Source organism: Flavobacterium sp. GL_143 (assembly GCF_057834355.1).
Genome location: NZ_CM174401.1, coordinates 2,419,845 through 2,440,029, shown reverse-complemented (window position 1 = coordinate 2,440,029; position 20,185 = coordinate 2,419,845). Strand labels below are relative to the sequence as shown.

Here is a 20,185-nt window from a genome sequence, read left to right as displayed (position 1 = left end):
CCTACAAATAAAATCATAAATAACAAATTATAACTAAATCTAATTTGTTAAATAAAAAAAGAAAGAACAGCTTGCAAGGAAGAATTATAACAAAACTGCATGTTCAAGCCTTGATTAAAAAAATAACCAATTACTTCCGGAAGAAAATTAAAATAAATAAATTCTTAAAAAAAAGAACTTCACGTTACTAATAAAAATAACAGCTACAAAAAAAAAAGACTTACCATACTAATATGATAAGTCTTGTATAATTTTTAATTAAATATTCGGTCTATTTTGCAGCCTTCAACTCTTTGGCTTTTTCTTGCCATCGATTACTAAGGTCGTCATAATCGACTGGTTTTGCAGGTGTCTGATATTGTAATCTACCAGATTCAAAAGCCCGTACTAAGATTGTTTCTATGAGATAATCTTCGTTAACCTCATAAGGTGCATATTCTGTCTTTAAACTTATATCAAAAACATTCGCCGTAGTATTTGCCCAAAATGCTTTCCATCCACTTTTCAATGTCTTTACTAACTCGTATGTAGTAGTTCCTGTTTGACGATGAATTAATTTTACTAATATTTGGCCTTGTTTTCGAGATAATTTTTTAAGCTTCCCTTCGAATTCATTGTTAAGATAATCTTCAACGATTTTAAAATATTTCTTCTTTTCTCTGTTTGAAGATAATCGAGCCATCCCTTTATTAAGTGCCACTAACCTATCAGATGCTAATCTTGCAAATGGATACGTTTTGTAAACTCTATTCTGGAGAATTAAAAATTGTTTTTGAGCCTCGGGATCAAGCTTTTCCTTTGATATAATAATTTCGGGTAATTCAATCGTATCATTTAATATTGAATCCTTTTCAGTTAAAATATATCCCATTTGTTCGGGATCTTTTTTATCGACTTGCGCATGACCAACAAATGACATGAATAGAAAGCAGAATAAGTAGGTTATAAACTTCATTGAGTTATTAATTTAAGTGTAAAATTATACATTATATATACAACTGTAATACCAAATTTATAATTTAGCAAAAAAATAATTTTATGAGTACAAAATCAATCTTAAACGATACTTCAATTGCTTTTTTAGAAAGCTATCTAAATAACGCTTCTCCTACTGGATACGAAAGCAGCGGACAAAAAATCTGGATGGATTATTTAAAACCATACGTTGATACTTTTATTACCGATACCTACGGAACTGCTGTAGGAGTTATAAATCCTGATGCTCCTTATAAAGTAGTGATCGAAGGTCATGCTGATGAAATCTCATGGTATGTAAATTATATTACTGATGACGGATTAATATATGTAATAAGAAATGGTGGTTCTGATCACCAGATTGCTCCATCAAAAAGAGTTAACATTCATACTAAAAAAGGAATTGTTAAAGGTGTTTTTGGATGGCCAGCAATTCATACCCGAAATAGAGATAAAGAAGAGAACCCGAAAATTAGTAATATCTTCATCGATTTAGGTTGCGAGACTAAAGAGCAAGTAGAGAAAATGGGGGTTCATGTAGGTTGTGTCATTACATATCCTGATGAATTTATGATTTTAAACGAAAACAAATTTGTTTGTCGTGCACTTGATAATCGTATGGGAGGTTTTATGATTGCCGAAGTAGCTCGTTTATTACACGAAAACAAAGTAAAACTTCCGTTTGGATTATACATTACAAATTCTGTTCAAGAAGAAGTTGGGTTACGTGGTGCCGAAATGATTACCAAAACAATCAAACCAAACGTAGCGATTGTTACCGATGTTTGCCACGACTCGACAACTCCTATGATTGAAAAGAAAATAGAAGGTGATACTAAAATTGGTTTAGGACCAGTTATTACGTATGCACCTGCTGTACAAAATAATCTACGTGAGTTAATTATTAATACTGCCGAAGCTAATAAAATTCCATTTCAGCGTTTAGCATCATCAAGAGTTACAGGAACAGATACTGATGCTTTTGCTTATAGTAATGGTGGTGTAGCTTCAGCATTAATTTCTCTTCCTTTACGATATATGCATACAACTGTAGAAATGGTTCATCGTGATGATGTCGAGAATGTAATAAAATTGATTTACGAATCTTTATTAAAAATTGAAAACGAAGAAACTTTTTCTTATTTCAAATAAAATTTAAATAGATTTAAAAAAAAAGACCGCAAATCTAAAATTTAGATTTGCGGTCTTTCTATTAATAAAACTAAACAACAGTTAATGTTATTATGTTATGCGTGTTTTAAAATTGCTACAGCATCTTTAGCATTAGATAATTCTGCATATTTTAAAGCTGTATACCCTTTTTCATCTTTAGCATCAACATTAGCTCCTTTTTCGATTAAAATTTTTAAAATTTCAACTTTATTGTAACGAGCTGCTGTCATTAACGGAGACATTCCATCTGCCGTTTCATTTACATTTGCACCGTATTCTATAAACTTTTTAACAGTTTCGATGTCACCTTTGCTGATAGCAACATTTAATGGTGTAGAATCGTAAGTTGAAACGATAATTTTGTCATTAGCAAATGAATGCTGAACTGAATTTGAAGCTAAAGAAACATTAACAAAAGCTACTAAAGCTACTCCTAAATAAACGATTGACTTTTTCATGATGATTGATTTTTTGATTGATTGTGATTGATAATTAATTTTGATTGATGATTTTAAATGCTTTGTAATTCTTATACAAATATATATTTATTTTTGGTATTATGCTTTGCAAGGTACTTTGTTTTAACTAACAATTAACATTCTCTTAAAATTAGAACCTCAACATTAAATTATTGTTTTTAAAAAGAACCTACTTATTATAAAGACGCATAAACAAACTAAATGTTACACAATTATTTAAAAAAATAAATATCTATATATCAACACCTTAAAAACAAACAAATTAAAAAAAAGAATTTAAAGAAACCTGCTACCTAAACTCAGGCTTAAAGGTTTTACTTACTAAAACGTATAAGGCTAATATTGCTTTAAAAAGGCTACTGCATCTACAGCTTTAGAGACTTCGGCAAATTTTAAAGCATTATATCCATTTTCGGCAGTGGTATAAGGATTAGCCCCTTTTTCAAGTAAAAGTTTAATAATTTCAACTTTATTATAACGAGCTGCTGTCATTAGCGGAGTTAATCCTCCCGATACTTTATTTACATTAGCTCCGTATTCTATAAGTCTTTTAACAGTTTCAATATCTCCCTTACAAATTGCAACATTTAAAGGACTAATATCATAATTGATATGTGTAGCACTTGTAAATATTTTGTAGTTAGAGTTTGAAGCTTGTACACCATTGGTTAAAGCTAATAAAGCTACTCCTAAATAAACGATTGATTTTTTCATGATGATTGATTTGATTGATGATTGATTTGATTGATGATTTTAGAATTCTTCCAAATTCTAAGATAAATACTAATTATTAAGACATCCAAAAAATCTAAATGTTACAGAACTAAATAGTTTTTTTTGCATTTGTTTTTATTTTTAAATGAATCAATAAAAGCCTAAATCCTTTCTAAACAAAAAAGACCGCAAATTTAAATTTGTGTCTTTTATAGTAGGATAGGATTCCAATAACAGTTATTTTTTTATGATAGTTTTTAAAAAAGCTGCAGCATCTTTTGCTTTAGAAACTTCTGCGTATTTTAAAGCAGTATAGCCATTCTCATTTTCCGTATCAAGTTCAGCTCCTTTAGATACAAGAAATTTCATAATTTCAACTCGATTATAACGAGCTGCGGCCATTAATGGAGACATTTTGTCTATTACTTTATTTACATCAGCACCATATTCAATGAATTTCTTCACAGTATCGATATCACCCTTGCTAATAGCAACATTAAGAGGGCTTCTATCATATCCCTGAACGATATGTTTCTCATTACTGAATACTTTGATAGTTGAACTAGTGCTTGATGCTGACGCTGAATTTGCAAAAGCGACTAAAGCAACTCCTAAATAAACGATTGACTTTTTCATGATTGATTGATTGATTGATTGATTATTATTCTCTTCAGTAAAATATACAGTTAATAAATGATACACAAATAAGCAAAATGTTACACTACTTAGATAAATTGCATAAAAACTTATCTCATATATTAGTAAGACGACAAAAAGAGTCAAAAGGTTGCATTATATTTAAAAACAAATAAAACTTACTGATTTTATTTTATAAACAATTAAAATTCAGAATACTAAAATTTATTTAACTTTACATTAAAAACTTAAAATGCAATCATCAGCAACAACAATAGAAGAATATTTAACATCACTTCCTGAAAAAAGAAAAGCTACTTTTCTTAAACTTCGAGAAACTATACTTAATAATCTTCCTAAAGGTTTTACTGAAGAATTGAGCTACGGAATGTTAGGCTATCTTGTACCACATTCTATTTATCCTGCAGGTTATCATTGCAATCCAAAATTGCCTTTGCCATTTATAAACATTGCTTCTCAAAAAAACTTTGTGGCATTATACCATATGGGAATTTATGCAAAACCAGAATTACTAGAATGGTTTGTTTCAGAATATCCTAAATATAGCAAACAAAAACTGGACATGGGAAAAAGCTGCATTCGGTTTAAAAAAATGGATGGCATCCCGTTTGAACTAATAGCGCAACTGGTACAAAAAATGTCTGTAGAAGATTGGATTAATTGTTATGAATCAGAGTTTAAGTATAAACAATCAAAATAATTATAAACCACTTAATTTTAAATTTATGAAAGTTATAAAAAAAATTCTTCTCGCAATTTTAAGTATTGTAATACTAGCATTAATAGTCGCTCTATTTTTACCAAATGAATATCATGTAGAAAGAGAAGTCACTATAAATAAGCCAAAAGATAGTATCTTTAATTATGTGAAGTATTTAAAAAATCAAGATAATTTTAGTGTTTGGGCCAAGTTAGATCCTGCAATGAAGAAAACTTTTACTGGAACCGATGGTACCGTTGGCGCAATAGCTGGTTGGGAAAGCAAGGATAAAAACGTAGGTAAAGGAGAACAAGAAATAAAAAAAATTATTCCAGGTGAACGATTGGAATTTGAACTTCGTTTTAAAATTCCATTTGAATCTACTGATATGGCTTATATGACAACAGAAGCCATTTCTCCAACACAAACTAAAGTAAAGTGGGGATTTGATGGTAGATCTCCGTATCCTATGAATTTAATGTTAGCATTTATGAATATGGATCAGATGCTTGGAGAACAACTCGAAACTGGCCTTCAAAATTTAAAAGTAATTCAAGAAGGCAAACAGTAGCGCAAAAAACAACCCCGCAACTTTAAATTGCGGGGTTTCTTTTAATATATTTTAAAGTAAAATATTATTTACTCAAATAAGCTATTACGTTTTTCTCAATACGTTCGTCGATATTATTAATATCGGCTTTAACGAATTTTTCTCCAAGAATGTTTTCATATAATTCGATATAACGCTCAGATACAGATTCTATATAAGCATCAGTCATATCAGGAATTTGTTGTCCTTCTTGTCCTTGAAACCCATTTTCGATTAACCAACGACGAACAAACTCTTTAGATAATTGTTTTTGTTCTTCGTCTTTATCTTGTCTTTCCTGATATCCTTCTGCATAAAAATAACGAGAAGAATCTGGAGTATGAATTTCATCTATTAAAACAATTACACCATCTTTAGTTTTTCCAAACTCATATTTAGTATCTACCAAAATTAATCCGCGACTTGCAGCAATCTCTGTTCCTCTCTGGAATAAAGCTCTCGTATATTTTTCTAAAACCAAATAATCTTCTTCAGAAACAATTCCTTTAGCCAAAATATCTTCGCGAGAAATATCTTCGTCATGCGATCCATTATCAGCTTTTGTAGTTGGTGTAATAATAGGCTCAGGAAATTTATCATTTTCCTTTAAGCCTTCCGCCATTGTTACTCCACATATTTGTCTTTTTCCAGCAGCATATTCACGAGCAGCATGACCAGAAACATAACCACGAATAACCATTTCTACTTTAAATGGATCACATAAATGACCTACAGCTACGTTTGGATCTGGTGTTGCAATTAACCAATTAGGAACAATATCTTGAGTAAGTTCCATAAATTTAGTCGCAATCTGGTTTAAGATTTGTCCCTTATAAGGAATCCCTTTTGGTAAAACTACATCAAAAGCCGAAAGCCTGTCTGTAGCAACCATAACCAAAAGTTCATCGTTGATATTATAAACTTCTCTAACTTTTCCGCGGTAAACCGATTTCTGATTTGGAAAATTAAAATTAGTAGTTGTAATTGTATTGCTCATTATTATTTGTTGTGTTGTGTTGTTTCGTGTTTTATGAATGCAAATTTAAAACTATTTAAAAGAGCAAGCAAGAAAGTATTCAGTTTTCAGTCACAGTTTACATACTGCAACTGAATACTGGAACTGCGACTGAATAACTAGAACTCTAAACTTATTTTTTTAAAAGTGTTGTATTAAATAAATTCAAGATTCTATCGTATTCATCAATCCAGGAATAGGTTTCTTTAAATCCATGTGCTTCTACAGGAAATGACGAAAGACTCCAATTCTTTTTACCTAATTCTATAAAACGTTGAGACATACGTACAATATCTTTATATTCTACATTATCATCAACCATACCATGTAGCATCAATAAATTTCCTTTTAAGTTATCTGCAAAATAAATCGGTGAGCTTTTTTTGTAAGCATCAGGATCAGTTTCAGGAAAATTAAGGATATTACCTGTATAACCATGATTGTAATGAGCCCAATCGGTAACAGATCGCAATGCAGCTCCCGAAGCAAATTCTCCTGGCGTTGTAAGCATTCCCATCAAAGTGATAAAACCTCCATAAGAACCACCATATATTCCAACTCTATTCGCATCGATTCCGTAATTATCAACTAGATATTTCTTTCCATCTATTTGATCAGATAAATCTTTTCCACCCATAAAACGGTATATACCAGTTCTTACATCACGACCATAACCATCACTACCTCTATAATCAATATCCAAAACAGTATAACCCAAATCCGTCAGCATATTATGAAACATATATTCTCTGTGGTAGTTGCTCCAATAGTTGTGGGCATTTTGCAAATACCCCGCTCCATGAACAAATAATACAGCTGCTTTATTAGACTTCTCTGCTTTTGGAGTATATATTCTCGCATAAACAGTGGTACCATCTTGAGCCTTAAACGTAATTACCTCAGGTTCTCTCCACGGGTATTTTTTAAACTCCTCAGTAGTCGAAGACGTTATTTGCTGTAATGTTGCGTTCTTCTTATTCTCGGCAATGTATAAATCCCAAGGCTTGTTTTTATAAGAATAACGTACTAATAATGTTTTTTCATCTGGAGATAAACTTACTTCATGAGCACCATCTTTGGTTAAAATCGGTTCAAGAACACCATTGGCAGCAGCCAGTTTATAGAAGTTTCTATTACCTGGATGAGTTGTGTTTGTGGTTAAATAAAAAGTCTTTTTATCTTTTGATAAACTCACATCTCTTACTTCCCAATTACCATTAGTAAGTTGTGTTTTCTTTTTAGTTTTTAAATTATAAGTATATAAATGCGAATATCCTGTAACTTCTGATTGAAAGTAAATAGTTTCATTATCTGAAAGGAATCCCAAAGTTCCCGAATCGAAAGCATAAGAAGGAATTCCAGGTCCACCAATCCAAGCTTCGTCATGCTGATGCTCTATTTCCTGAAAAGTTCCTTTGTCTAAATCAAGACTAATTAGCCATCTGTCTTTATTATCCTGACTTCTTATTTCGGCTATAGCCAATGAACCACTGGCATTATAAACTGGAGCCTGAACAGTAATTAGCTTATCTGATTTTTCTTTGTTCTTAAGCTTTTCATACGAATCATAATATTTAGGAACGTCCTGAATATGACTTAAAGTAGAAAAATTGACAAAATAAACGGAATCTTTAGTAACTGAATAAATTCCGAATTTGGTCTTTACAAAATTATCTACCGAAACTTTTTCTTTCGTTTCTGGCGATTGATTATAACCATCGGCTGTTATAAAAACTTCCATTGTTTCTTTTTTAACATCCAATTTTTCTATTAAACTAAATGTTGCAAAATTTCCATTTGGATTTACTTTAAGACTTTGTAATTCATCTTTTTTTCCATAGTAATATCCTTTAGGGAAATCAGATTTAACGCTATTCTTTTTAGCTTTATTCCATTCTTTCTTAGCTTCTTTGTCTCTAATAAATTGGAATAATTCTTTTTGTTGTGTTTTCAGAAAAGAATCTTTATTTGATTCCTTCTCCGCTTTGTCTCCGCTATTAAAATTTGAAATTTGTACAATCGTACCTTCCTTGGTATTGTACTTAAACAAATTATCATTTTGCTGAAAAAACAAAATTCCAGCTTCAAAGCCTAGTTCTAAATTAGAAATCGGATTCGATTGCTGGAATATTTTTTTTGAAATTTTATTATTTATAGAGTAAGAATATAAACCGCCATTATCGATGTAATAAACTATATCGGATGTTCCATTTCTTTTAAAATCCAATTGCGAAAAAGCTGCCTCTTTTGGCTGAGCCAATGCAGGTTTGGTCATTCCTTTTTCCCAATAGTAAGTACTTAAACCTAAATCATTATTTGGATTCCAATCGAAGTAAATCTTTTTTCCATCCAAACTCCAATGCTGATTGGTCGGTTGGACACCTGTAAAAGAATCCCCTTTCATGATTTCTTCAAGCTTCAGGCTTTGACTTTTCCCAGATATTGAAAAAGCTAAGAAAGCAAGTACAAAGATATTTTTAGTCATTTTTATGTTATTTGATTAACACAAAAATACACTTTGAAAGCAATTAAAAAAATCTTTCTAATTTGTAATAAAAAAATTAACCGCAAAGTTCGCAAAGAGTTACGCAAAGGTTAGGAATCCTTTTAATCTTGATAATCTGTGGCTAAAAAATAACCGCAGAGATCGCAAAGGATTACGCAAAGTTTGCAAAGTTCCTCCAATCTTGTCACCCTGAGGAACGAAGGGTCTCCACAAGAAACTAACATAAACTTATCCTAAATTGTCGAGTTACTCGCTGAGATTCTTCCTACGTCAGAAAGACAAGTTTGTGGTTACTTTGTGAATAAACCTATATTACGTAGACGCACTGCGATGCGTCTCTACAGAACAAACTTAAATCTATTTAATCCTTTTAATCTGTGGCAGAAAAAAAAGAGACATACCCTTTTAAGAAAAAATATGTCTCTAAATTATATTTTAAATCGTAACCGAAACTTTACCCAAAACATTCTCTGTTAAATATTTTGCTACACCATCTTCTCTATTTGTTTCAATAACTTCAATATGTGGTAACTCATTTTTTAAATTCTGAGGGGCATTACCCATAATCAAAGCTTTTCCTGTAGAAGACAACATTTTTAAATCGTTAAAACCGTCACCAAAAGAAATAGCCTCATCAAAAGTAACATTCTCTAATTCTAGAACTTTTGCAATTGCTACACTTTTATCTACAGATTTATCCATAAACTCAAGACAGTTTGGTAAACTAAAAGCATGATGCAAAACATCAGAATTTTTACTTAAAATAACATCTTTTAATGCAACCAATTTTTCATGGTTATCATGTGTGAAAAATATTTTTATGGCTTTGAAGTCTTCTAACTTTGAGTAATCGACTAATTCCGGGTGATAAACTAAATCAGCCTGAAAAGCATTCAGTTTTTCGCTCATTCTATTGGTGAGCCAAACGTTTTCTTTAAATAAAACTGTTGTGATTTCTGGGTCAATATCTACGTTTAAAGCTGATTTTACAACATCGCTTGCAATATCAAAAGCAAAAAGTTCTTTCTTTTCTGGCGAGTGTATACGTGCTCCATTAGAACTTACCAGATAAACAGGTATTCCTAAGCTATCAATAATTCCCATTGCATCAAGATGATGGCGCCCTGTAGCAACTATAATAAGATATTTTTGGTTGTAAAGTTCTTGAAAAACTGATTTTGTATAAGGAGAAATCTTGTGATCTGGATTAAGTAATGTACCATCTAAATCGGTAATGATTACTTTTATTTTTTTAGATTCTGAATTCATATTGAGTATCAAATATTTATTAATTACAAATTTATCGCTTTGTAAAATGGGAAGCAAAGAAAACCGATAAATACGGAAGAAATAAGTTAAACTTTACTATTTCCTTAACATAAATTAACTAAGTCATTCAAAAAAAATATTCGTTTTATGCATTTCTATAAATAGAGATGTATAAAACGAATATCATTAAATATCAAAACACATTTTACGATTTACATTTGACATTTTTCAAGAACCATTCCATGGGATTAATCGTTGTTTTCGATTTGTTTGTAAGCATCAATTACTTTTTTCACCAATCGATGGCGTACAATATCTTTATCATCAAGATAGATAATACCAATGCCTTCTACATCTTTAAGAACCAATATAGCTTCTTTAAGTCCAGAAATAGTTCGGCGTGGTAAATCGACCTGACCAGGATCTCCTGTAATCATGAATTTAGCATTTTTCCCCATACGGGTCAGGAACATTTTCATTTGAGAATGTGTTGTGTTTTGTGCTTCATCCAAAATTACAAATGCATTATCTAGTGTACGACCACGCATAAAGGCAAGTGGAGCAATCTGGATAATTCCTTTTAAAATGTAATCCTCTAGTTTTTCATTTGGCAACATATCGCGCAAAGCATCATAAAGAGGTTGCATGTATGGATCTAGTTTTTCTTTCATATCGCCAGGTAAAAATCCGAGGTTCTCCCCTGCTTCTACTGCTGGTCGCGTAAGTATGATCCTTTTCACTTCTTTATCTTTAAGTGCTTTAACAGCCATTGCAACACCCGTATACGTTTTTCCTGTTCCAGCTGGTCCAACTGCAAATACCATATCATTTTTTTTAATGGTATCGACCAATAATTGTTGGTTAGGCGTCATGGCCTTGATAATTTTACCAGCAACTCCATGAACTAATATTTTGTCATGATCGTATGCCTTTTTTTCATCCTGACCATCGCTCATAATCACACGTTCAATTACATTATCATCAATGTTGTTGTATCGGGTAAAATGAAGCATCAATCTTTGAAATCTTTTCTCGAATTCATCTAAGACTTCTTTTTCGCCAAACGCCTTTAAAGTCGTCCCTCTCGCTACTATTTTAAGCTTTGGGTAGTACTTTTTAATTATTTCAAGATGAGTGTCTTGAGCGCCCCAAAAGTCTTTTGGAGCGATGTCTATTAGCTCGATTATTCTTTCGTTCAAATGAGGTAGTTTTAAATTAAAATTAATTTTTTATAAATCAAATGGCTGTCGGGTTCTTTTTTAGTTTTCAGTCCCAGTGTTCAGTTTCAGTTACCATTTATATTTTCAACGAAATCTCACTTCTTTAAAAAAATGCTATTTCGTTTATAAACTGAATACTGTAACTGTAAACTAAGACTACTATAATTTTACTTATTTTTAAAATACAATTTATCTTTTCTTTCCTTCCATTTTGCGTTTACTATTATTAGCTTTGCATTTCTCAAATTTAATGAAAATTAGATTTAAATACTATCAATAGTTATAAACAAAATGATGTCAATAATTACCCTTACTACCGATTACGGCTTAAAAGACCACTTTGTAGGCGCGCTGAAAGGGAAAATATTATCCGAATATTCCGAAGCTACAATTGTAGACATTTCACATGACATCGATCCATTTAATACAACCGAAGCAAGTTATATTATTGGTGCATCTTATTTTAGTTTTCCTAAAGGAACCGTACACCTTATTGGTGTCGATATAGAGCGCAATAAAGAGAACCAACATATAGCCATGCAATGGAACGATCATTACTTTATTTGTGCCGATAATGGTATCTTAAGTATGCTTACGCAAAAGATTGTTCCGCAAAAAATAGTTTTCATTAATATACACGACCGATTACCAGGCGATGCCAGCGACTTAGATGTTTTTATAAAAGTTGCCTGTCATATCGCCAAAGGTGGTTTGCTAAATGTTATTGGTAAAGAAACACAAAACATCAAGCAAATAACCGAACTACAGTCGATAGTAGGAAACGATGGAAATTCGCTAAAAGGATATGTATCCTATATTGACCATTTTGGTAACGTAGTAACTAATATTTCCAAAAGACAATTTCTGGAAGTCGCACGAGGACGTCCTTATGAGATTGTGATGAAACCCAAAAGCATCAAAACTATTTTACCAAATTACTCGGCAATAGCCAGTTCTGAAAAATATCCTATCAAAACCTATGAAGGAGAAAAACTAGCTATTTTTAACGAAGCTGGTTTTCTCGAAATTGCTATTTTCAGAAGTAATCCATCAAAAGTTGGTTCAGCAAATAGTTTACTAGGTCTTAATTATCGTGATACAATTTTAATTCAGTTTAAGAATTAACCAACAAAATTTAGAGTTTAATCCCAATAACTTTTAGATTCTTAAAAATAGTTTCTCATAACAAGAAAAATATTAATAGAAAGAATAATCTATTTTGGTATTTTTGCGCGCATATAAGCCATTTCTCAATCTAAAATTATAAAAATGTTTGTTCGAATAGTAAAAATGAGTTTTCACGAAGAGAAAATTCCTGCTTTCATGGAAAATTTTAATAGTGTAAAAGACAAAATACGAAATGCTCCCGGAAATCGTTTTTTAGAATTGTATCAAGACAAAGACAATAAAAATATATTTTTCACATATAGTTATTGGGAAACCGAAGCCGACTTGGAAAATTACAGACAATCGGAACTTTTTAATACGGTTTGGACATTTACCAAAACCTTATTCAATGCAAAACCCGAAGCCTGGAGTGTAGACAAATTAGTTTCATTGGCTTAAGATATAGACAACATTAAAATAAAAAATTGAACCATTAAGAGATTAAGGAAAATGAAGAGTTTATAAGTTTTTATGCCACATATTATCAAGATTAAAAAGATTTCATCCCGAAGCATTAGGATTGCAACCTTTGCGAAATCTTTGCGGCCTTTACGGTTAATTTTTCTACCACAGATTAGAAAACTTTAAACATTAAACTTTTAAACAAAATATAACGAATACCCGAATAAACAAATTAACGTTAAAATATGAAATCAATCGTTTTACGAGAAATAAAATCCTTTTTTGGATCTCCCATTGGCTATTTGGTCATTGCAATCTTCCTGATTAGTAATGGCTTATTTTTATGGGTTTTTCAAGGAGAATACAACATCCTTAATACTGGTTTTGCCGACCTTACTCCTTTCTTTACTTTGGCACCATGGATTTTAACATTCCTGATTCCGGCAGTAACCATGCGTAGTTTTTCTGATGAGAAAAAACAAGGCACAATCGAATTATTACTTACAAAACCATTGAGCATTTGGCAAATTGTAAACGGAAAATTTATTGGTTCACTACTTTTAATCATAATGGCTATAATTCCAACATTTATATATGTAAAAGTAGTTTCTAGTTTAGGATTACCAGAAGGAAACATAGATATGGGAAGTACAATTGGTTCGTATTTTGGATTATTATTCCTGATTGCAGCTTATACCGCTATCGGAATTTTTACTTCTACATTATCCGAAAATCAAATCGTAGCTTTTATTATAGCAGTATTTTTATGCTTCTTCTTTTATTTTGGTTTCGAAGGTCTATCGACTATAGTTCCTGGATTCATGAATGTGATTTCATCATTAGGAATGCAAAATCATTTTAAGAGTATGAGCCGAGGCGTTATCGATACACGCGATGTAATTTATTTTTTAAGTATAACGGTGCTTTTCCTTTCGTTTACTGTATATCAACTAAAATCTTTTAAATCGTAATGAAAATTTCTTCTCAAAAAAATATTAAAACGTTACTCATTACGGTTATAATTTTAATTGTCTTAAATATTGCGGGTACATTTGTATTTCACCGTTTTGATTTAACAAAAGACAAAAGATATACTTTATCACCAACTTCATTAAGTATTATCAAACAGGTTCATAATCCGTTGTCTATAAAAATTTATATGCAAGGCGATTTACCTGCCGAGTTTAAACGTTTGGAACAAGAAACTCAGCAATTATTAGAAGAGTTTCAGGCTTATAATAAAAATATTGTTTTTGAATTCGTTAATCCTCTGGAAAACGAAGACGAAAGCATGGATATGGTTAAAGAGTTATATCGCAAAGGACTTACTCCTATAAACATAACTGTAGATGATAAAGGAAAACAATCGCAAGCAATGGTTTTTCCTTGGGCAATTGCAGTCTATAATAACAAAGAGGTAAATATCCCTTTATTAAAAAACCAAATGGGAGCTTCGACTACTCAAAAAGTAATTGGTTCTGTACAGCATTTGGAATATTCTATTGCCGATGCATTGAATAAAATTACCAAAGAGAAACAAAAAAAGGTTGCAATAATAAGAGGAAATGGCGAAATGAAAGAGATTTTCATGGCAAAATTCCTGATGCAAATTCGCGAAAGCTATCACATTGGTCCATTTACTTTAGATTCTGTTGCAAAAAATCCAATTGGAACTTTAGATGCTTTACAAAAATATGATTTGGCTATTATTGCTAAACCTACAGAAGCATTTACAGATGGCGAAAAACAAGTTCTTGATCAGTTTATCATAAACGGAGGAAAAACTTTATGGCTTGTAGATCAGGTAAACGCCGAAATGGATAGTTTATACAATCAATCTGGAGCTACGCTGGCTTATCCGAGAGATTTAAATCTTAATGATATGTTCTTTAAATACGGATTCAGAATTAACCCTGATTTGGTAAAAGACGAACAAGGAAGTCCAATTAAACTGGCTACGGGCGAACAAGGAAGCGCAACTCAATATCAGGATTTCATTTGGAAATTTGCTCCTCAAGTTAAACCTGAAAGCAGACATCCGATTGTAAAAAATCTTGGCGGGATAAAATTTGATTTTGCCAACCCAATTGATACCCTAAAAAATGGTATTAAAAAAACGGTTCTTTTGCAATCATCACCTTATTCTAAAAAAATTGGAACTCCTGCCGAAATCAATTTGAATATAGTAACCGAAGAAGCTTCGCCAAAAGATTATATAAACAAAGGAAATATCCCACTATCAGTTTTATTAGAAGGTGATTTCCATTCGATGTACGAAAATCGTGTTTTACCATTTGAACAAAAAACATTTCAAACAAAAGGAAAAGCAACCAAAATGATTGTAATTTCTGATGGAGATTTAGTGCGCAATCAGCTGGATAAAAATTTAACTCCTGTAGAATTAGGTTACGACCAACGTTCAGGAAATTTATACGACAACAAAGATTTCTTAATGAATTGTGTTAATTATTTGCTAGACGACACAGGACTTATTAACATTAGAAGCAAGGATCTTAATTTACCTTTATTAGACAAAGAAAAGGTTTATCAAGAGTATACCATTACGCAATTCATAACTATCGGACTACCAATTCTAATATTATTGGTCTTTGGGCTTGTATTTACTTTCCTTCGTAAAAGAAAATACAGCAAATAGATGTTAATAAAAAATTTGGGATACTAGGATTGTTTACGATATATTTGTAAAAATGTATTCTAGTCATTTTCCAAGCTAAAATATATACCAAAAAATAAAACAAAAGAGATGAAATTTATAGTATCGAGTTCGTACTTATTAAAGCAATTACAAGTTTTAGGTAGTGTAATCAATAGTAACAATACGTTACCTATTTTAGACAACTTTCTATTTGAATTAGACAATAATGAATTAACAGTTTCTTCATCGGATCTTGAAACGACGATGTCTGCAACTTTAGCGATTGATTCTACGAGCAAAGGAAGTGTTGCAATACCTGCAAAATTATTACTAGAAATTCTTAAAACATTTCCAGAACAACCTTTAACATTTACTGTTGAAGATAATAATACTGTAGAAATTAGTTCTAACTCAGGAAAATATGCATTAGCATATGCAGCTGGAGAAGAATTTCCTAAATCAGTAAACCTAGAAGAGCCTTCGGTTACTCTAGTTCCATCAGATGTTTTGGCTACAGCTATTAGCAAAACAATATTTGCTGCTGGTAATGACGATTTACGTCCGGTAATGTCTGGAGTTTTCTTCCAGTTTTCGCCAGAAGGATTAATATTTGTTGCTACAGATGCTCACAAATTAGTAAAGTATGCTCGTACAGATGTAAAAGCATCACAAGTTGCTGATTTTATTATGCCAAAGAAACCTTTAAATATCTTAAAAAGTATCTTAGGAGCTTCTGATGCTGAAGTAAAAATCGAATACAACGATTCTAATGCTACTTTCTCATTCGATAACTACATTTTGATGTGTCGTTTAATCGATGGAAAATATCCAAACTACGAAGCAGTAATTCCAAAAGAGAATCCAAATAAATTAATGATTGACCGTTCTTTATTTTTAAGTTCAGTACGTCGTGTGGCTATTTTCTCTAATAAAACTACACACCAAATTCGTTTGAAAATCGCTGGAGCAGAATTAAATGTTTCTGCCGAAGATATTGATTACTCAAACAAAGCCGAAGAAAGATTGACTTGTGATTACCAAGGTGATGACTTACAAATCGGATTCAACTCACGTTTCCTTACAGAAATGTTGACAAACTTACAATCAGATATGATTATGTTGGAAATGTCTTTACCAAACAGAGCAGGAATCCTAACTCCTGTAGATGGTTTAGAAGATGGAGAAACAGTAACCATGTTGGTTATGCCGGTAATGCTAAATAGTTAACATTTAATTATGTTTTTGTTATATTAGATTTTTGATATTCAAATATAATACTTATTATTGCATAACAATTACGCTATTAACCAACCATTTTTATACTTAAAAAACCGCAACTTCTTTTAGAAATTGCGGTTTTTTTATTTTGTTGAAGTTCCTTTCCTTCGTTAAGTATAGCTAAGAAAAATAAAGCTCCCAAAACAGTTCAACAAAGATTATGGAGTTACTCGTGGGGATTCCTCCTGCATCGGAAGGACAAGTTTGCGTAAAAAAAATGCGTTATTCAAGTCTGTTCAGGATAATAAAACAAATATAGCCTTTACTCTACATGTAGTCTTTACTCTATTATTTAATATCTTTTTTCTTAACTCTACTCTCTTGCATCTATCATCTTTCTTCTCACATCTTTCCTCTCACATCTCACATCCCTATATCACGCCCATTTTTTGCATCAAGAAAGTAGCGCTTTTATTTTTGCAGATACCTTCACGGAGTTTATAATCAAAATGCAGATCATTGTTTTTTATCTCAACCTCAAAACATTGATTCGTTAAGATATCAGGATACTCATTTGTAGTTAAGCAAACTTCGATATCGTGAGTTGCGATTGCACCAATTGCTTTTTTTGCAATTACCTTTTTTACAACCTCGATAGTTCCGTTACGTTTATCATCAGAATTTGTCCCTCTTAAAATCTCATCTAAGAGTACAAAAGCAGGTTTATCCTCCAGTGCATCCATAATTTGTTTTAAACGCTTAATTTCGGCAAAAAAGTACGATTCACTATCAGATAAGGAATCTGATAGACGCATCGAAACCAAAACTGGTAACGGATGCATTGTAGCTTTATTTGCGCATACTACAGAACCTATTCCTCCCAAAACCATATTAATACCCAAGCTACGCAAAAAGGTGCTTTTTCCAGACATATTCGACCCCGTAAGTATCATAAACGATTCTGGGAAAAATTGCACTTCATTCCCTACTCTAGTTTCTGGATTTAATAATGGATGATTTAGATTAGAAAAACCAATTTTAAAATCTGTATTCAGTTCAGGAAACACAAAATCTTGATTGTTATGAGAAAAATTGGCTAAGCTATTTAGCATTTCAAATTCACCAATTACATTTAGCCATTCTTCCAGAACAGATGCGTGATTTGTTTTCCAATTTAAAAGATTTTTTAAAACATGAAGATTGAACAAAAAAGTACCATTAAACAACAAAGCAGATACAAAATTATTGATTGTATCCATGTTAGAAAACAACTCCGACAATTGTTTTAAATGAATACTTGCTTTAGCATTCTTATAAACTAACTTATTTTGTAGTTTAATTAATTTATCTGATTTAAAAGTTTCGTTTTCAATCTCCTTAACCAATAAACCATATTGTTTAATAATTGTATCAATATTCTCGGCTTTGGCAATTTCAGTTTGAATTCTTTTAAAGAACATACCTAAAATTGTCGTGTTCAGAATAAATGCAAAAGTAATGTAAGATAAAAAAGTAACATTTGAAGTTACAAAATAAGCAATTAATAACGCTCCAAAAGTAGCTGGCAGAACATACATTAATATAGACATCATTTTTGAAATAGGAACACTTTTACCATTCTTCCAATTCAGTAATGCCTGATAAGCTTCTTTAGTATCTCGTCCTAATATTGCAAGCGCTAAAAACTTCTGACGCCAATCTAGCTTAGATTCAAGTTCATGTATCGCATCTTGGTTTTTGGTAATTTCGTCATTAGTTAAATTATGTAATAACTGATTTGCCAATGTTTTCTTTCCAACAAAAGTTCCTGTTCTATTAAGACTTTGAAATAAAGAATGTTCTCCAAAAATATCTAAATCATAAGCATATGGATGATGAAAATCGATAAACTCTTGTCCGTTTTCAAAAGGAAGTTTTTCTCTTTTTAAGAAAGTAATTTCATTTTTATTAATCTTTAAAAGCGTTACTGTAAGTTTCTTTTTAAAAGACAACTTCGCATGAATACGCATTAAAACAATAAAACCAATGAATAATAAAGCTGCAGAAACAAGATATACTGTAGCATCTGTTTTGATATAATAATAACCTAAAACCAAACAGAAAACAATACTCAAAAGTCGTAATAAACTAATGCTGTTGTATTTTTTATTAATCGCACTTAAAGCATCTGAATAACTGCCAACATTCTTTTTATATTCTTCCATTGATTTAAAGTAATTATCCCTTTTTTAGAAATTATATTGAAATACAAATATAAGTTTACAGTGACGAAATAACTACTTTAAACACTAGGAAATAATTAATAATTTCTCATCGCAATGAAAGCTTTGTACTTATTTATGCAAAGTAGCAGAGACGCAAAGGAAATTATTTTCTTTGCGTCTCTGCTATAGAATTTAGAAATCAACTCAAAACTATTGTTCGTGCATAATCAAAACCGGAATCGCTATATCCTTTGTTAATTTCTTAGTAAAACTAGGATGAAACAAACTTTCGAAAAAATTACGTTTATAAGCAATCATCGCTAAAACATCAATGTCTTTATATAAAACAAAATCCAGAATCGTTTCTTTAACCTCTTCACATGGAAGTACCAAAAACTGAATAGGCTCATCTTTAAAGTCAGCTTCCCATTCTTTAATCGTAGCATCAGACACATCAGTACTCTGAGTTCTTACATACAGACATTTAACTTTGGCATTCATTTTTTTGGCTATGGTCAAAACTTTATGAAGTTCTTTTTTATCTTTCTCACGGTAACGTGTAGTAAATCCGATAGTTTTTACTTTCTTAAATTCAGACTCTCCAGGAACACATAAAATAGGCACTTCTACCCCAGATATTACAGCATCTGTATTAGTCCCTAAGAAAAAGTTTTCCCAGCCCGAAATACCAGAAGTTCCCATTACCACAAAATCTATACTATCCTCTTTAATGGCTTTTTTCATGTTGTAAACCAAATCACCATCCATCAAGCGGTGATTCATTACAATATCATCCAGATTACGTCCTTCGGCAATTTCGCGAAGTTTTGGAATCTGATCTTTAAACATTTCGAATTTAGACAACTCTAATGAATTATATATTATTGCAAAATTTTCTGGAAAAAACTGACTGTCGTAAACCGGAATCTCAAAAGTGTGCAACAAAACGAGTTCTCCTTTAACTTGTTTTGCAAATTCTAAAGCATGTACAAAAGCATTTGTAGCTACTTCAGAAAAATCGGTGGGGAATAATATTCTTTTCATCGTACAGTTGGATTATATGTTAGTTTCTCAAATTTAACCATAAAACAGCCTCGTCGATATGACAATTATCAGTTATTTAACATTTTACAATTTCTTAATATAAGTGTTCAGTTGCAGTGCTCAGTCTCAGTTGAAGCTCTCATCTTACCTCTCACTATTCAACTTTCACCGCTTTACAAGCTTTGTGCAAACGTTAA

At 31.4% G+C, this 20,185-nt stretch carries 18 protein-coding genes; 8 read left to right on the top strand and 10 right to left on the bottom strand.

Going from position 1 to position 20,185, the window contains the following annotated elements; translation table 11 throughout:
* Nucleotides 1-271: 271 nt before the first annotated feature.
* Nucleotides 272-955, bottom strand: a complete 684-nt coding sequence (locus tag AC3IPI_RS10760) for a DUF4294 domain-containing protein (RefSeq protein ID WP_489158972.1) — start codon at nt 953-955, stop codon at nt 272-274.
* Between the two features lie 83 nt (nt 956-1,038).
* On the opposite strand from AC3IPI_RS10760, the gene AC3IPI_RS10755 reads away from it, so the two are divergent.
* Nucleotides 1,039-2,127, top strand: a complete 1,089-nt coding sequence (locus AC3IPI_RS10755; protein ID WP_039114911.1) for a M42 family metallopeptidase — start codon at nt 1,039-1,041, stop codon at nt 2,125-2,127.
* Between the two features lie 95 nt (nt 2,128-2,222).
* Here the strand turns inward: AC3IPI_RS10755 and AC3IPI_RS10750 are convergent, their stop codons facing one another.
* From AC3IPI_RS10750 to AC3IPI_RS10740, 3 genes are all read right to left on the bottom strand, one after another.
* Nucleotides 2,223-2,606, bottom strand: a complete 384-nt coding sequence (locus AC3IPI_RS10750; RefSeq protein ID WP_035627414.1) for an ankyrin repeat domain-containing protein — start codon at nt 2,604-2,606, stop codon at nt 2,223-2,225.
* Nucleotides 2,607-2,963: 357 nt separating this feature from the next.
* Complete coding sequence (locus tag AC3IPI_RS10745; RefSeq protein ID WP_489158970.1) at nt 2,964-3,341, bottom strand: ankyrin repeat domain-containing protein; 378 nt, start codon at nt 3,339-3,341, stop codon at nt 2,964-2,966.
* 237 nt (nt 3,342-3,578) lie between these two features.
* Nucleotides 3,579-3,977: an ankyrin repeat domain-containing protein gene (locus AC3IPI_RS10740; protein WP_489158968.1), complete on the bottom strand. Its 399-nt coding sequence runs from the start codon at nt 3,975-3,977 to the stop codon at nt 3,579-3,581.
* A 253-nt stretch (nt 3,978-4,230) separates the two neighbouring features.
* Between AC3IPI_RS10740 and AC3IPI_RS10735 the strand changes: the two genes are divergently transcribed.
* Together AC3IPI_RS10735 and AC3IPI_RS10730 are read left to right on the top strand one after the other, a co-directional pair.
* Entirely contained in the window at nt 4,231-4,698 is a 468-nt protein-coding gene (locus AC3IPI_RS10735) for a DUF1801 domain-containing protein (protein ID WP_489158966.1), read from the top strand.
* Between the two features lie 25 nt (nt 4,699-4,723).
* Nucleotides 4,724-5,269 carry an SRPBCC family protein gene (locus tag AC3IPI_RS10730; protein ID WP_409415831.1) on the top strand — a complete coding sequence of 182 codons (546 nt, stop codon included), beginning with the start codon at nt 4,724-4,726 and terminating at the stop codon, nt 5,267-5,269.
* 64 nt (nt 5,270-5,333) lie between these two features.
* Here AC3IPI_RS10730 and AC3IPI_RS10725 read toward each other — a convergent pair whose 3' ends face one another.
* The 4 genes from AC3IPI_RS10725 to AC3IPI_RS10710 all read right to left on the bottom strand — a co-directional run bounded on the left by AC3IPI_RS10725 (nt 5,334) and on the right by AC3IPI_RS10710 (nt 11,276).
* A complete protein-coding gene (locus AC3IPI_RS10725; RefSeq protein ID WP_039114916.1) occupies nt 5,334-6,284 on the bottom strand; it encodes a phosphoribosylaminoimidazolesuccinocarboxamide synthase in 951 nt (316 codons plus the stop codon).
* 151 nt (nt 6,285-6,435) lie between these two features.
* Nucleotides 6,436-8,787 carry an alpha/beta hydrolase family protein gene (locus AC3IPI_RS10720; RefSeq protein ID WP_489158963.1) on the bottom strand — a complete coding sequence of 784 codons (2,352 nt, stop codon included), beginning with the start codon at nt 8,785-8,787 and terminating at the stop codon, nt 6,436-6,438.
* Nucleotides 8,788-9,243: 456 nt separating this feature from the next.
* Nucleotides 9,244-10,077 carry a Cof-type HAD-IIB family hydrolase gene (locus tag AC3IPI_RS10715; RefSeq protein ID WP_489158961.1) on the bottom strand — a complete coding sequence of 278 codons (834 nt, stop codon included), beginning with the start codon at nt 10,075-10,077 and terminating at the stop codon, nt 9,244-9,246.
* A 248-nt stretch (nt 10,078-10,325) separates the two neighbouring features.
* Entirely contained in the window at nt 10,326-11,276 is a 951-nt protein-coding gene (locus AC3IPI_RS10710) for a PhoH family protein (RefSeq protein WP_035627373.1), read from the bottom strand.
* Nucleotides 11,277-11,591: 315 nt separating this feature from the next.
* On the opposite strand from AC3IPI_RS10710, the gene AC3IPI_RS10705 reads away from it, so the two are divergent.
* The 5 genes from AC3IPI_RS10705 (at nt 11,592) to dnaN (ending at nt 16,749) form a co-directional block, all read left to right on the top strand.
* Entirely contained in the window at nt 11,592-12,422 is an 831-nt protein-coding gene (locus AC3IPI_RS10705; RefSeq protein ID WP_409417934.1) for an SAM hydrolase/SAM-dependent halogenase family protein, read from the top strand.
* A 144-nt stretch (nt 12,423-12,566) separates the two neighbouring features.
* Nucleotides 12,567-12,863: a putative quinol monooxygenase gene (locus AC3IPI_RS10700; RefSeq protein ID WP_489158958.1), complete on the top strand. Its 297-nt coding sequence runs from the start codon at nt 12,567-12,569 to the stop codon at nt 12,861-12,863.
* A gap of 248 nt (nt 12,864-13,111) precedes the next feature.
* The gene (gene gldF, locus AC3IPI_RS10695; RefSeq protein ID WP_039114924.1) at nt 13,112-13,837 is read left to right on the top strand and encodes a gliding motility-associated ABC transporter permease subunit GldF; all 726 of its coding nucleotides are present in this window, start codon (nt 13,112-13,114) and stop codon (nt 13,835-13,837) included.
* Nucleotides 13,837-15,522: a gliding motility-associated ABC transporter substrate-binding protein GldG gene (gene gldG, locus AC3IPI_RS10690; protein WP_086894676.1), complete on the top strand. Its 1,686-nt coding sequence runs from the start codon at nt 13,837-13,839 to the stop codon at nt 15,520-15,522. The genes gldF and gldG overlap by 1 nt, the downstream gene beginning before the upstream one ends.
* 108 nt (nt 15,523-15,630) lie before the next feature.
* Complete coding sequence (dnaN, locus tag AC3IPI_RS10685) at nt 15,631-16,749, top strand: DNA polymerase III subunit beta (RefSeq protein ID WP_039114927.1); 1,119 nt, start codon at nt 15,631-15,633, stop codon at nt 16,747-16,749.
* Between the two features lie 422 nt (nt 16,750-17,171).
* Here dnaN and AC3IPI_RS10680 read toward each other — a convergent pair whose 3' ends face one another.
* Both AC3IPI_RS10680 and AC3IPI_RS10675 read right to left on the bottom strand, forming a co-directional pair.
* Nucleotides 17,172-18,944, bottom strand: coding sequence for a MutS-related protein (locus tag AC3IPI_RS10680; RefSeq protein ID WP_489158955.1), 1,773 nt, complete (start codon nt 18,942-18,944; stop codon nt 17,172-17,174).
* 210 nt (nt 18,945-19,154) lie between these two features.
* A complete protein-coding gene (locus AC3IPI_RS10675) occupies nt 19,155-19,988 on the bottom strand; it encodes a universal stress protein (RefSeq protein WP_489158953.1) in 834 nt (277 codons plus the stop codon).
* Between the last annotated feature and the right edge of the window lie 197 nt (nt 19,989-20,185).

What these genes read in the sequence shown, in the direction of transcription:
- AC3IPI_RS10760 (WP_489158972.1), bottom strand. Translation starts at nt 955, where the DNA reads ATGAAGTTTATAACCTACTTATTCTGCTTTCTATTCATGTCATTTGTT.
- AC3IPI_RS10755 (WP_039114911.1), top strand. Translation starts at nt 1,039, where the DNA reads ATGAGTACAAAATCAATCTTAAACGATACTTCAATTGCTTTTTTAGAA.
- AC3IPI_RS10750 (WP_035627414.1), bottom strand. Translation starts at nt 2,606, where the DNA reads ATGAAAAAGTCAATCGTTTATTTAGGAGTAGCTTTAGTAGCTTTTGTT.
- AC3IPI_RS10745 (WP_489158970.1), bottom strand. Translation starts at nt 3,341, where the DNA reads ATGAAAAAATCAATCGTTTATTTAGGAGTAGCTTTATTAGCTTTAACC.
- AC3IPI_RS10740 (WP_489158968.1), bottom strand. Translation starts at nt 3,977, where the DNA reads ATGAAAAAGTCAATCGTTTATTTAGGAGTTGCTTTAGTCGCTTTTGCA.
- AC3IPI_RS10735 (WP_489158966.1), top strand. Translation starts at nt 4,231, where the DNA reads ATGCAATCATCAGCAACAACAATAGAAGAATATTTAACATCACTTCCT.
- AC3IPI_RS10730 (WP_409415831.1), top strand. Translation starts at nt 4,724, where the DNA reads ATGAAAGTTATAAAAAAAATTCTTCTCGCAATTTTAAGTATTGTAATA.
- AC3IPI_RS10725 (WP_039114916.1), bottom strand. Translation starts at nt 6,284, where the DNA reads ATGAGCAATACAATTACAACTACTAATTTTAATTTTCCAAATCAGAAA.
- AC3IPI_RS10720 (WP_489158963.1), bottom strand. Translation starts at nt 8,787, where the DNA reads ATGACTAAAAATATCTTTGTACTTGCTTTCTTAGCTTTTTCAATATCT.
- AC3IPI_RS10715 (WP_489158961.1), bottom strand. Translation starts at nt 10,077, where the DNA reads ATGAATTCAGAATCTAAAAAAATAAAAGTAATCATTACCGATTTAGAT.
- AC3IPI_RS10705 (WP_409417934.1), top strand. Translation starts at nt 11,592, where the DNA reads ATGTCAATAATTACCCTTACTACCGATTACGGCTTAAAAGACCACTTT.
- AC3IPI_RS10700 (WP_489158958.1), top strand. Translation starts at nt 12,567, where the DNA reads ATGTTTGTTCGAATAGTAAAAATGAGTTTTCACGAAGAGAAAATTCCT.
- gldF (WP_039114924.1), top strand. Translation starts at nt 13,112, where the DNA reads ATGAAATCAATCGTTTTACGAGAAATAAAATCCTTTTTTGGATCTCCC.
- gldG (WP_086894676.1), top strand. Translation starts at nt 13,837, where the DNA reads ATGAAAATTTCTTCTCAAAAAAATATTAAAACGTTACTCATTACGGTT.
- dnaN (WP_039114927.1), top strand. Translation starts at nt 15,631, where the DNA reads ATGAAATTTATAGTATCGAGTTCGTACTTATTAAAGCAATTACAAGTT.
- AC3IPI_RS10680 (WP_489158955.1), bottom strand. Translation starts at nt 18,944, where the DNA reads ATGGAAGAATATAAAAAGAATGTTGGCAGTTATTCAGATGCTTTAAGT.
- AC3IPI_RS10675 (WP_489158953.1), bottom strand. Translation starts at nt 19,988, where the DNA reads ATGAAAAGAATATTATTCCCCACCGATTTTTCTGAAGTAGCTACAAAT.